The organism is Xylophilus sp. ASV27 (assembly GCF_016428875.1).
In the GTDB taxonomy this organism is placed as follows: Bacteria; Pseudomonadota; Gammaproteobacteria; order Burkholderiales; family Burkholderiaceae_C; genus Xylophilus.
Genome location: NZ_JAELTO010000120.1, coordinates 1 through 12,241, shown reverse-complemented (window position 1 = coordinate 12,241; position 12,241 = coordinate 1). Strand labels below are relative to the sequence as shown.

The following is a 12,241-nucleotide window of genomic DNA, read 5'->3' as shown; positions in this document are numbered from 1 at the left end:
GCGCTGCGGACGCAGTACGACGACCTGCCGGCCGATGCGGTCCGCCATGCCAAGGAGACGCTGCTAGACGCCATGGGCGTGACTATAGGCGGCTCGGCGATGGAAGGCATCCCGGCCATCGTTGATCTGGTCAAGGAGCGCGGCGGCAGACCCGATACGCCGCTGCCTTTCTACGGCGGCCGCGTGCCCGCCCATGAGGCGGCGCTGGCCATGGGCCCCATGCCGCGCGCCATGGACTGCGGCGACCTGCACGAGGAGGCCGGCCATGTCACGGAGTACGTGGTGCCCACGCTGCTCGCGGCCACGGGGCTGCGCGGTCCGGTGTCCGGCAAGGAATTCCTGGCTGCCATGGTGGTGGGCCAGGAAATCCTGGTGCGCCTCGGCACGGCCTACAAGGTCATCAATCGTGCGATCAAGTTCCATGAGTGCGGCGGCCACTACATCTTCGGCGCCGTGGCCGCCGTGGGCAAGCTGCTCGGCCTGACGCAGGATCAGCTCGAGAACGCCCAGGGCATTGCGCGTACCATGGTGCAACCCAACACCATGGGCATCTACTCGCCCGCGACGCTGATGGTGCGCATGCACCACGGCCTGGTCAGCCAGTCGGCCATCACCTGCTGCGAGTTGGCATTGCGCGGCATTACTGGCCCGCGCGCCGAGGTGCTGTTGGGATCCAAGGGCTACTTCACCACGGCGCGCTGGGACACCGATCCCGGCTTCATCCTGCGCGACCTGGGTACGCGCTGGGAGATGAAGAACATCATCACCAAAGGCTACAGCGCCTGCTATTTCTCCCATTCGTCCATCGACGGCATCCGCACGCTGATGAAGGAGCATGCCTTGCGCGCGGACGACATCACCGGCATCCATATCGAAACATCCACGCCGAGCTGGCGCGCGGTGTGCGAGCCGCAGGAGAAGAAATGGAACCCGGCAACGGTGCCAGAGTGCCAGTTCAGCCTGCCCTACGTCGTGGCCATCGCGGCCTTCGATGACAAGGTGTTTCTCGAGTCTTACAGCGAACAGTCACGCGCGCGAACCGAGGTGCGCGAGCTGATGGCACGCATCACCGCCGAGGAAAACCCCTCCGTGCCTGACTGGGGCGCCAAGCTTCACGTAACGCTACGCGACGGGCGCGTGCTGAAGAAGGAGTGCCTCTACGTGAAGGGCCACCCCAGGAATCCGTTCACCGAAGAGGACTTCATCGCCAAGTTCAAGCTCTGCGTTCCCTACTCGGCCATCCCTCTTTCAGAAGGCGTGGTTGACAGGCTGATTCACGATGTACTCCACCTGGACGAAGTGGGCGATGTGATGAATGCGCTGCTCGCGCCACTGGTACCGGCCTCGGCCTGAATCGGAATATTGAAGGAGACCTGCATGAGTACGAGCCAAGCCACGTCCCCCACCAACTGCCCTCCACTGGAGCAAGCCTTAGTGCGCTTCATCCAGGACCTGCGCTACGAGCACCTCGACGCCGCCGCTCACGCGGGCGTGAACCGCCTGATGCGCGACCAGCTCTCGCTGCAGGTCGGCATCTCGCAGATGCCGTGGTCGCAGCAGTTGCTCCAATACGCCACAGCCCAGCATCGCCCCGGCCAGAGCCGCGTGTCCGCCAGCCGACAGGCCATGAGCGCGCCGGATGCCGCCTTCGTCAACGGTTCCTACGGCCACGGCTTCGAGTACGACGATGCCCACGGCCCCAGCGCCAGCCACCCCGGCAGTTGCGTGATCCCGGCCGCGCTCGCCATCGGCGAGGAACTCGGCTCCACGCTGGAGGAGGTCATCACCGCCATGGTCGCAGGCTACGAGGTCTATGCGCGTATCGGCGTGCTGGCCGCGCCGGACCTGCTGCGGCGAGGATTCCACCCGCACTGCGTGCTCTCGAACTTCGGCGCCGCCGCCGTGGCCGCCAAGCTGCGCGGCTTCGATGCCGAGACCACGCTGCACGCGCTGGCCATCGCGCTGAGCCACGCTTCGGGCACCACCGAATACACCTCCACCGGCGGCTCGATCAAGCGCATCCATGCCGGCATCGGCACGCGCAACGGCATGGCGGCGGCGGACATGGCGCGCGCCGGCATCACCGGACCGCGCGCCTTCCTCAGCGGCAGCAAGGGCTTCTTCAAGGCCTTCCTGCAGCGTGCGCCGGCCGACGACGCCGCGCAGCGCTTCGCGCAGGGCCGGCCCTTCGAGATCGCCACCGCCTGGCTCAAGGCCTACTGCGCCTGCTATTGCACGCATGCCTACATCGACGCGCTGCGCCCCTTCGCCGCGCGCCGCGCCGACGTCGCCGGCATTCACCTGAAGATCGCACCCCACTTCAACGTAGTCGTCGGCACGGCCAATGCCAACGCCTATGAGCCCAAGAACATCGAGCACGTGCAGTTCAGCCTGCCCATCCAGGCCGCCTTCGCGCTGCTGGGCAAGGGCAACGGCTATCGGGTGCACCGCGACTACCTCGCGGGCCAGGTGGACATGGCGCCCGTCATCGCGCTGGCGCGCGGCATCCGCATCACCGAGGAGCCCGCGCTGGCCAAGAATTACCCCGGCAAGTTCGTGGCCGACGTGACCATCACGTTCAAGGACGGCAGCACCGCTCATGCCTTCGTGGAAGACCCTATCGGCACCGACCAGAACCCTATGCCCGAGGACGAGCAGGACGCCAAGTTCATGGAGTTGACCGCTGACGTGCTGGGCACCGGACGCGCCCGCGCGCTGCTGGCCGCGCTGCGCGCGATGGACCCGCGCATGCGGGCCGCCGAGCTGATGGGGCTGTGCGCCGCCGCGCGTTAGGCGCCCCGTTCGAGCCGTTCCCGCTGCGCGACGAGAAAGTCCATCAGCGCCCGGATCTTGGCCGGCATCTGCGCGCGCGAGGGCACGTAGAGGTAGAAGCCCGGAAACGGCGGGCACCAGGCGCCCAGCACCCGCACCAGCGAGCCATCGGCCAGGTATCGGCGCACGTACAGGTCGATGTGCTGCACCAGCCCGACGCCCTGCAGGGCGCCGCGCAGCATGCTCTCGTCGTCGTTGAACAGCGCGTTGCCCTGCGGCTCGAACACCACGGTACGGCCTTCGGCATCGGGCGAGGTGAATGACCAGCGGTCGATCGTGCCGCTGGAGGTGAAGCGGTAGGCCAGGCAGTTGTGCTGCATCAGGTCCTCGGGCGTCTGCGGAACTCCGTGGCGCTCGAAGTAGGCCGGCGCGCCGACGATGGCCATCTCCAGCGGCGGCGTGACCGGTACCGCCACCATGTGCTCGGCCAGGCTCTCGCCCAGGCGAATGCCGGCATCCAGGCCCTCGGCCACGATGTTGGAGAAGCCGTCGTCCATCACCAGCTCCAGCCGCAGCTTCGGGTGGAGCGCCAGAAACTGCCCCATGCGCGGCTCGATCAGCATTCGCGCTGCCACGCGCGAAGAGGTGATGCGGATCAGGCCCGAGGGCTCGGCCTGCGCCTCGCCCAGTTCACCGAGCGCCCGCTCGATGGCGCTCAGCGCCGGCTGCAGGACGTCGAGCAGGCGCTGTCCCTCCTCCGTCAGCGACATGTCCCGCGTGGTGCGGTTGAGCAGCCGCACCTGCAGATGCTGCTCCAGCCCCTTCAGGTGCTGCGACAGGGCCGCGCGCGTCACCTCCATCTCCGTGGCGGCCTTGGTGAAGCTGCGGTGGCGGGCGATGTGGGCGAACCAGGTCAGGGACGAGACGAGCGAGGGGGCGATGGGCATTTGTTTAGTTTAACTAATCACTCATGTCTTCATAAGACTATTTATTAAATCTAATCAAAGCGCGACCATTCAACCCAGTCCTCATCGTCATCCACCGAACCTCTTTCATGTCCCACAGGAGCGATCACATGTCCAAAGTCACTTTCCAGAACCTCAACGGCCAGGGCGTCACCATGGCCGCCGTCATCCATTTCCCTGCCGGCTTCGATGCGGCGAGGAAGTACCCGGCCGTCGTCGTCTCGCATCCGGGCGGCGGGGTGAAGGAGCAGGCCGCCGGGCTGTATGCCCGCAAGCTGGCCGAGTACGGCGAGCTGATCACCATTGCCTACGATGCCTCGTACCAGGGCGAGAGCACCGGCCTGCCGCGCCAGTTGGAAAACCCCCACGTCCGCACCGAAGACGTGAGCGCCGTGATCGACTACCTGAGCACGCTGCCCTACGTGGACCCGGACAGGATCGGCGCAATGGGCATCTGCGCCGGCGCGGGCTACAGCGCCAATGCCGCCATCAACGACCGCCGCATCAAGGCCCTGGGGCTGGTGAGCGCGGTGAACATCGGCCAGATGTTCCGCAACGGCTGGGAGAACACCGTCAAGGACGCGGACGCCGTGGGCTACATCGACTTCGGCTCGAAGGCCCGCACCGCAGACGCCCGCAACACCGAGCCGGCCACGCTGCCGCTGGCCCCGATGCGCGAGGAAGATGCCCCGAATGCCGAACTGCGCGAAGCCTGGGAGTACTACCACACGCCGCGCTGCCAACATCCCAACGCCCCCGGCTTCATGCTGGCGCGCAGCCTGACGCAGATCATCACCTACGACGCCTACCACAAGGCCGAAGCCTTCCTGACCCAGCCCATGCTGGCGGTGGTGGGCAGCGCAGCCGGCAGCAGGTGGATGAGCGACGACCTGCTGGCGCGCGCGGCGAGCACGGACAAGACGCTGCACGTCGTCGAGGGCGCCCACCACATGTCGCTGTACGACGTGCCCAAGTACGTGGACGAGGCCGTCGCCAAGCTGGCCCCGTTCTTCAGCACCAAACTGTAATTCGAGAAAGGAAAACACCATGACCGCCAGCACCCAGCTCAAGACCGTCACTTACCAGAACCTCGGCTGGGACACCGCCGCCGACATCTACCTGCCGCCTGGTTTCGACGACCAGAAGAAGTACCCCGCCATCGTCAGCACCCACCCCATCGGCAGTTGCAAGGAGCAGACCGCGGGCAACGTCTACGCCAAGGGCCTGGCCGAGGCGGGCTTCGTCGTGCTGGTGCATGACGCGAGCTTCCAGGGCGCCAGCGGCGGCGCGCCGCGCTTCATCGAGGACCCGGCGATCCGCGTCTCCGACATCCGCTTTGCCGTCGACTACCTGCAATCGCTGCCCTACGTGGATGCCGAGCGCATCGGCGCCATCGGGGTGTGCGGCGGCGGCGCCTACACGGTGCAAGCGGGCATCACCGACCACCGCCTGAAGGCGCTGGTGTCCATCACCGGCGTGAACTACGGCCGCCTGATCCGCGAGGGCTTCGCCCAGTTCAAGCCGCTCGAAATGGCGCGCAACATCGCCAGGATGCGCGCGGCCCAGGCCCAGGGTGCCGAGCGCGACGTGGCCGATCTGCTGCCCGCATCCGTCGAGGCCGCACGGCAGGCGGGCATCACCGACATCGACGTGCTCGAAGCCACCGAGTACTACAAGACCGCGCGCGGCCAGCAGCCCCACGGCGCCACCAGCCAGTTGATGTCGTTCAGCGGCGCCGCCATGGGCTGGGACGCCTTCCTGCATGCCGAGGTGCTGCTGACACAGCCGCTGATGGTGGTGATCGGCGACAAGCCCGGCGCCTTCGGTGCCTACCGCGACGGCTGGGAGATCTACGGCCGCGCCGCGTCGCAGCGCAAGGAAATCGTGGTGGCCGAGGGCTGGTCGCACTACGACCTGTACGACAAGCCCGAGCCGGTGGCGCTGGCCCTGGCCCGGGTGGTGCCCTTCTTCAAGGAAACCTTGTGATGCGCAAGGTACTCATCCTCGGCGCCAGCGGCCAGATCGCGCAATGGGTGGTCAAGGCGCTGGCCGGCGATCCGGACCTGCGCCAGACCCTGCTGCTGCGCGACCCGAAGAAGCTCACGGGCCGGGAGCCCGCGAACGCCACGCTCACGATCGGCAGCGTGCTCGACAGGAAGCTGCTCAAGAGCGCCATGGCCGGGCAGGACATCGTCTATGCCAACCTGAGCGGCGAAGACCTGGACCGGCAGGCCCAGGCCGTCATCGCCGCCATGCAGGCCGAAGGTGTCCGGCGCCTGGTCTTCGTGCTGTCGCTCGGCATCTACGACGAGGTGCCGGGCAGCTTCGGCGCATGGAACCAGGCCCTCATCGGAGAAGAGCTCAAGCCCTACCGCCGCGCGGCCGACGCCATCGAAGCATCGGGGCTGGACTACACCATCCTGCGCCCGGCCTGGTTGACGGACGAGGACGAGGTGGACTACGAAACCACCGCCAAGGGCCAACCCTTCAAGGGCACCGTGGTGTCGCGCAGGAGTGTGGGCGACCTGATCGCAAGGATCATCGCCAACCCCGCGCTGCACGCGGGCGGGAACCTGGGCGTGCACAAGCCGGGCAGCGACGGCGACAAGCCCTACTTCATGTAAGGCGCCCAGGGCGATCCATTTCAAGGTCTTTGAGATATCGCTGGGCTGGGTGCGCTGCGGGAGCCGGGATTCGCCCTCGACAGGACACGAGAACCACCGAACAGATCACAGGACCTTGAAAGGCATGGCGCCCAGGGCTTGAAGCCATTTTGGCCTCAAGCCCTACAGCAGTCTTCGCAGGCTGCTATGAATTTTGAAAAATTGGACTGGTGTCGACGAAGCTGTCGAACGTGAGGCGCTTGGTCTTCCACTCGCCCTTCACCCTGGCGAACTCGAAGCTGTAGCCGCCAGAGAGCAGGCACCGCGCGCCATCGGCGGTCTCGCGGAAGTAGGCGACATCCGTTTTCGCCGAGGCCTTGTCGCCCTGCACGTCGATCAGCGGGTTGGTGATGTGGTGGTGGCACCTGGGCACCTCGCGCCACACCTTCTGCACGAGCTGGCGAATGCCCTCCGTCCCGCTGCCCTGGCCGCGCGGCAATTCGTAGGTGCCGTCCTCGGCCCAGATGCTCATGAACAGGGCTTCGTCCTTCTTGTCGATGCCGTGGCAATAGCGGGACATTAGCGTCCGGATTGCATCCTTGTCCAGGAGCTGCTGCAACTTCTTTTCGTGTTCGGACGATGGGTTCGTCATGGGATGGGTCTCCGTTTGGTTTGAATCCTTGAGCGACTCGGCAACGTCGCCGTGCATCGCCGGTCATGCCGGGGCAGCGTATCCACGCGCGCCGGGCGATTCAATTCAATATTGCCGAATCAGCGATTCGCGCATCGTCAATTGACCCTCCGGTTCTCCTTCCCTAACGTGCGGCGGCCATTCCAAGGAAGGAGATCTTCATGAGTTCTGCCATGCGCATGCAAGGCAAGCGCGCCATCGTGACGGCAGGCGCCTCGGGCATGGGGCGCGCGGGCTGCATGCTGTTCGCCCAGCAAGGCGCCACGGTGGCGGTGGTGGACCTGCACGCCGGGCGCACCGCCGCCGTGGTGGCCGAGGTCACAGCCGCGGGCGGCCGCGCCCGGGGATTCGTCGCCGACCTCTCCACGCCCGAGGAATGCCGGCGCGTGATCGCAGAGGCTGCCACATGGCTGGGCGGCATCGACGTGCTGTGGGCGCATGCGGGCTCGCCCGGCCCGGTGGCCGTGGAAGGCATCGATGTCGGCGAGCTCAACGCCGCCGTGGCGCTGAACCTCACCTCCGCCCTGCTCTGCGCGGGCGAGGCCGCCCCGCACATGCGCCAGGCCGGCGGCGGCGCGCTGCTGTTCACCTCGTCGGTGGCGGGGCTGGTGGGCTCGACCTTCAGCCCGGTGTACTCGGCGCTCAAATTCGGCCTGGTCGGCTTCACACAGTCGCTCGCGCAGCGCTTTGCCGCCGACGGCATCCGCGTCAACGCCGTCTGCCCCGGCCCGGTCGATACGCCCATGCTGCCCGCGTTCATGGGCCGCAACGTCGATGCGGCGGGCCAGGCCGCCAACCAGGCACGCATCGTGGCCGCCGTGCCGCTGGGCCGGCTGGCCCGGCCCGAGGAAGTCGCCCACGCCGCGCTGTGGCTGCTGTCGGACGACGCCTCCTACGTCACGGGCGTGGCCCTGCCCGTCGATGGCGGTTACGTCGCGCGCTGAACCCGTTCACTGCACAACCGGAGACACCATGAACTTTCAAGCCCTCAAACTCGCCCGCATCGCGGCGCTGGCCGCCTGCGCGCTCGGCGTTACGGCAACCCACGCGCAGGAAGAGCTCAACGTCGTTTCGATCCAGGCCTCCACCGGGGCGCTGGCCTACGGCGGCATCTTCTTCCAGAACGCCATCCGCCTGGCCGTGGACGAGACCAACGCCAAGGGCGGCATCCATGGCGCGAGGATCCGGCTGATCGAGCGCGACAACGGCAGCGACAAGGGCCAGGCGATCCACCTCGCCAACCAGGCCGCCGACCGCGACCGCGCCCTGCTGGTGCTGGGGCCCACCTCCACCGCCGACGCGCTCGCAGTGGCGCCGGTCTTCGCCGAGAAGCAGGTGCCGGATCTGCACTTCGGCACCTCGGACGCCACCCTGAAGGCCAGCAGCTGGAGCATGAAGTTCCAGCAGTCGCCCGCCGTCGTGAGCGCGCTGGTGGCCCGGTACACGCTGGAGAAGACGCCGATCCGCAAAGTGGCCTTCGTCTACGACCGCACCAACGAGGCCTGGATCGACTCCAAGAACAACTTCCGCGACCCGTTCAAGGCCGGCGGCGGCGCCGTGGTGGCCGAGGAGGCCGTGGTCACCACCGACGCCAACTTCCAGCCGCTGGCCACCAAGCTCAAGACGCTGGACGTGGACGCCGTCTACCTGGCCACCTACCCCGAGCAGTCGGCCAACATCATCCTGCAACTGCGCCAGGCGGGCATTCCCGAGAAGGTGCGCTTCATCGGCGCCGTGGCCATGGTCTCGCCCAAATTCCTGGCGGTGGCGGGCAAGGCGGCCGAGGGCGCGATCGCGGTGTCGGACCACGTGATCGGCCTGGACCGCCCGCTCAACAAGGCCTTCGAGGCGGCCTACAGAGCCCGCTATGGCGCCGAGCCCGACAGCTGGGCCGCCGTCGGCTATTCGCTGGCGCTCGTGGGCATGGCCACGCTCAAGGAGGCCGGCCCCCGTCCGACGCGCGAGAAGGTGCGCGACGCCTTCATGCGCCTGCGCGACGTGCCCATCCTGGGCGGCTCGGGCCTGTGGAACCAGACGGACCGCAAGCCGGACTTCGGCGCGGTGGTGCTGCTCGTCAAGGACGGCAGGTTCGTCGTCGCGCCATGAATCCATATCCGCCACAGGAGGCACGCATGCAGCACATTCGCTTGAAACTGGCCGGCGCGGCCGCCCTGGCAGCCATGACCGCGGTGGCGGCCCAGGCGCAGGACATTGCCGTGGCCTCGATCCAGGCCATGACCGGCCCGGCCGCATTCGCCGGCGTCCACTACCAGAACGCCATCCGGCTGGCGGTGGAGGAACTGAACCAGAAAGGCGGCGTGGGCGGCCAGAAGATCAAATTGATCGAGCACGACAGCGCCACCGACAAAGGCCAGGCCATCAACCTCGCCAACCAGGCCATCAGCCGCGACCGCGCCGTCATCGTCTTCGGCCCCTCCACCTCGGCCGAGGCCGTGGCCGTCTCGCCGATCTTCAACGACAAGAAGGTGCCCAACCTGAGCTTCGCCACCTCGGACGCGGTGCTCAAGTATGGCCCCTTCAGCCTGATGTTCCAGCAGCCCGCCGCCGCCGCCACGCCCCAGGTGGCCAGGTACGTACTGGAGAAAACGCCCGCGCGCAAGGCCGCCCTCGTGTTCGACCGCACCAACGAGGCGCTGATCGAGCAGAAAAACGCCTTCCGCGAGGCCTTCAAGGCCGGCGGCGGCACGGTGGCGGCCGAGGAGGCGATCATCGGCACCGACTCCAACTTCCAGCCGCTGGCCACCAAGCTCAAGTCCCTGGACGTGGACGCGGTCTACATCTCGGCGCTGACCGAGCAGACCGCCAACGTACTGCTGCAACTGCGCCAGTCGGGCCTGCCCGACAGGGTGCGCTTCGTCGGCTCCAACGCCATGGCCTCGCCCAAGTTCATCTCGATGACGGGCAAGGCGGCCGAGGGCACGATTGCCGTGGCCGACCACCTGCCCGGCGTGGACCGGCCGCTGAACAAGGCCTTCGCCACCGCCTACCAGGCGCGCTACGGCATCGAGGCGGACAGCTGGGCCACCATCGGCTACTCGTTCGCCCAGGTCGGTCTGGCCGCCCTGAAGGAGGCGGGGCCCGACCCCACACCCGAGAAAGTGCGCGACGCCTACCTGCGGCTCAGGGACGTGCCCATCCTGGGCGGCTCCGGCCTGTGGAACCAGACCGAGCGCCGGCCCCGTTTCGGCGCGATGGTGCTGGTGCTCAAGGACGGGCAGTTCGTCGCCGCGCCCTGACGTTTTCTCCTCCCGCCCTGCGCAGCCACCCCATCGGCCCCGGCCGGTGCGGTGGCTGCGCTGCTTTGGGGGCGGCAGCGACGGCAGTACTGCACATCCGCACAGCCTATCCACTTGACTCCACAAACCTCTTCGCCCCATGCATGCACAAGACGGAACTCCGAGGGCCGGGGAAGACTACCCGGTGAGCTGGCGCCAGTTTCTGGACCGCTTCGGCACTGAAGAGGCTTGTGTGGCCTACCTGCAAGGGCTGCGCTGGCCGCAGGGCTTCGTCTGTCCGCACTGCGCGGCGCGGACGGCGCCCTACCCCTGCAGCCGCGGCAGGCTGGTTTGCCGCACCTGCGGCTTCCAGGCCACGGTGACGGCGGGCACGGTCTTCGACAAGACCCGCACGCCGCTGCGCGTATGGCTGGCCGCGTGCTGGTACCTCGTCAACCAGAAACACGGCGCCAGCGCGCTGGGGCTGCAGCGCGCCCTGGGGCTGGGCAGCTACCAGACCGCGTGGACCATGCTGCACCGGCTGCGCAAAGCGATGGCGCCGCCGGCGCCTGCCCCGCTGCAGGGGGTGGTGGAAATAGGCGACTTCTGCCTGGACGCCGGGCGCATCGCCCTGGCCGTGGAGGTCGCGCGGCCCCCGGGCGTGGGACAGGTCCGGCTGCGGCGGTTGGCCGCCCCCTCCATGACGGCAATGGCGTCATTCATCCTCGGCAACGTCGCCCCGGGTGCCGCACTCCGCAGCGCCCACGCAGAAGACTGCCAGGCCCTCGCCCGCCTGGGCTACGCCTGCGAGCACGCGGCCCCGCAGGGCGCCCGACAGCCGGCAATGCCCGGAATGCACCGCGTCGCCGCGCTGGTCAGGCGCTGGGAGCAGCACCTTCCCCAGGGCGCGGTCCAGCCCACGCTGCTGGACGCGCACCTGCGTGAGTTTTCCTTCCGCTTCAACCTGCGCGGCGCCGATTCGGTGGGCCTGCTGTTCCACCGCCTGTTGCAGCAGGCGATGCACACGGCGCCCGCTACGTACCGGGACATCGTCCAGTGCCGGCCCGAATAGTCGCATGAATACCATTTTCTCCATTTTGTGGAGCCGAGTGGATACCCATTCAATTTCCAAGAACCCCGAGTGCGCAGCATATTCATGGACTTCGAGAAAATCGAATCGAGGCTTCTGATTTCGTCAATTGCCTTGCTCAGCACCAAGGGCGAAAGTCGCAGCCGCCAAGCAGAAGCACCGAGTAAAAATCCTCGCAATGCGATGGATTTTGATAATCCGCAAAGATATTTCCGCAAGCAAAGCAGCGGCTTAAATAGACATATTCAACCAAGGAGACAAAATGACTGAACTCTTGAAAGGCCGCGTGGCCGTGATTACCGGCGGTGCCGCGGGATTCGGCCTGAGCTCGGCGGAGAAATTCGTGGCCCACGGCGCCAGGGTGGTGATCGCAGACATCAGCACCGAGGCCGGCGCCGCCGCGCAGCAGCGGCTGGGCGATGCCGTGCGCTTCATACAGACGGACGTGCGCAAGGAACGCGATCTGCGCGAGGCCGTCGACGTCGCCGTGAAGCACTTCGGCGGGCTCGACGTGATGTACCACAACGCGGGCACCGTGGGCACACCAGCCGATATCGAGGGCATGGAGGTCGACCAGTGGAACGCCGCCATGGACATGCTGCTGACGGCCAGCATGCTGGCGGTCAAGGTGTCGGTGGAACCCATGAAGGCGCGGGGCGGCGGCTCCATCATCCTGACCTCCTCGGGCGCGGGCGTGCGCCTGGGCGGCTCCGGCCCGCTGGCCTACAGCACCGCGAAGGCCGCCGTGCTGATGCTTGGGCAGCACTGCGCGCTCAAGCTGGGGCGGCACCGCATTCGCGTCAACACCCTGGTGCCGGGCGCGTTCCGCACGGCGCTGTGGGACAAGCACGCGCTGGGCAGCGGCATGCTGGCCGAGAACAAGT

13 protein-coding genes are annotated in these 12,241 nt (G+C 67.4%); 11 read left to right on the top strand and 2 right to left on the bottom strand.

The features are described 5' to 3' along the window. On the top strand, positions 1-1,353 hold a 1,353-nt coding region (locus JHD63_RS19280), incomplete at its 5' end, for an MmgE/PrpD family protein (protein WP_198972427.1). Positions 1,354-1,377: 24 nt separating this feature from the next. Beyond that, positions 1,378-2,793 (top strand): MmgE/PrpD family protein, encoded by a 1,416-nt coding sequence (locus JHD63_RS19275; protein WP_198972426.1) that lies wholly within the window; start codon positions 1,378-1,380, stop codon positions 2,791-2,793. Here the strand turns inward: JHD63_RS19275 and JHD63_RS19270 are convergent. Then, positions 2,790-3,719: a LysR family transcriptional regulator gene (locus tag JHD63_RS19270; protein WP_198972425.1), complete on the bottom strand. Its 930-nt coding sequence runs from the start codon at positions 3,717-3,719 to the stop codon at positions 2,790-2,792. The two genes, JHD63_RS19275 and JHD63_RS19270, sit on opposite strands and share 4 nt — an antisense overlap. 128 nt (positions 3,720-3,847) lie before the next feature. Between JHD63_RS19270 and JHD63_RS19265 the strand changes: the two genes are divergently transcribed. From JHD63_RS19265 to JHD63_RS19255, 3 genes are read left to right on the top strand one after another with little or no spacing between them, the layout of a single operon-like run. After that, positions 3,848-4,765, top strand: a complete 918-nt coding sequence (locus JHD63_RS19265) for an alpha/beta hydrolase (RefSeq protein WP_198972424.1) — start codon at positions 3,848-3,850, stop codon at positions 4,763-4,765. 19 nt (positions 4,766-4,784) lie between these two features. Continuing rightward, entirely contained in the window at positions 4,785-5,723 is a 939-nt protein-coding gene (locus JHD63_RS19260) for an alpha/beta hydrolase (protein WP_198972423.1), read from the top strand. Beyond that, the gene (locus tag JHD63_RS19255; protein ID WP_198972422.1) at positions 5,723-6,361 is read left to right on the top strand and encodes an SDR family oxidoreductase; all 639 of its coding nucleotides are present in this window, start codon (positions 5,723-5,725) and stop codon (positions 6,359-6,361) included. The genes JHD63_RS19260 and JHD63_RS19255 overlap by 1 nt, the downstream gene beginning before the upstream one ends. Before the next feature lie 184 nt (positions 6,362-6,545). Here JHD63_RS19255 and JHD63_RS19250 read toward each other — a convergent pair whose 3' ends face one another. After that, the gene (locus JHD63_RS19250; protein WP_233168451.1) at positions 6,546-7,049 is read right to left on the bottom strand and encodes a nuclear transport factor 2 family protein; all 504 of its coding nucleotides are present in this window, start codon (positions 7,047-7,049) and stop codon (positions 6,546-6,548) included. A gap of 143 nt (positions 7,050-7,192) precedes the next feature. Between JHD63_RS19250 and JHD63_RS19245 the strand changes: the two genes are divergently transcribed. The 6 genes from JHD63_RS19245 to JHD63_RS19220 form a co-directional block, all read left to right on the top strand. Continuing rightward, entirely contained in the window at positions 7,193-7,975 is a 783-nt protein-coding gene (locus JHD63_RS19245; RefSeq protein ID WP_233168450.1) for an SDR family NAD(P)-dependent oxidoreductase, read from the top strand. 28 nt (positions 7,976-8,003) lie between these two features. Further along, positions 8,004-9,137: an ABC transporter substrate-binding protein gene (locus JHD63_RS19240; RefSeq protein WP_198972421.1), complete on the top strand. Its 1,134-nt coding sequence runs from the start codon at positions 8,004-8,006 to the stop codon at positions 9,135-9,137. Between the two features lie 26 nt (positions 9,138-9,163). Further along, entirely contained in the window at positions 9,164-10,288 is a 1,125-nt protein-coding gene (locus JHD63_RS19235; protein ID WP_198972420.1) for an ABC transporter substrate-binding protein, read from the top strand. Positions 10,289-10,427: 139 nt separating this feature from the next. Further along, a complete protein-coding gene (locus tag JHD63_RS19230) occupies positions 10,428-11,339 on the top strand; it encodes an IS1595 family transposase (protein ID WP_198972419.1) in 912 nt (303 codons plus the stop codon). 84 nt (positions 11,340-11,423) lie between these two features. After that, entirely contained in the window at positions 11,424-11,627 is a 204-nt protein-coding gene (locus JHD63_RS19225; protein ID WP_198972418.1) for a hypothetical protein, read from the top strand. After that, a partial coding sequence (locus JHD63_RS19220; RefSeq protein ID WP_198972417.1) for an SDR family NAD(P)-dependent oxidoreductase occupies positions 11,620-12,241 on the top strand: 622 nt, incomplete at its 3' end. The genes JHD63_RS19225 and JHD63_RS19220, both read left to right, overlap by 8 nt.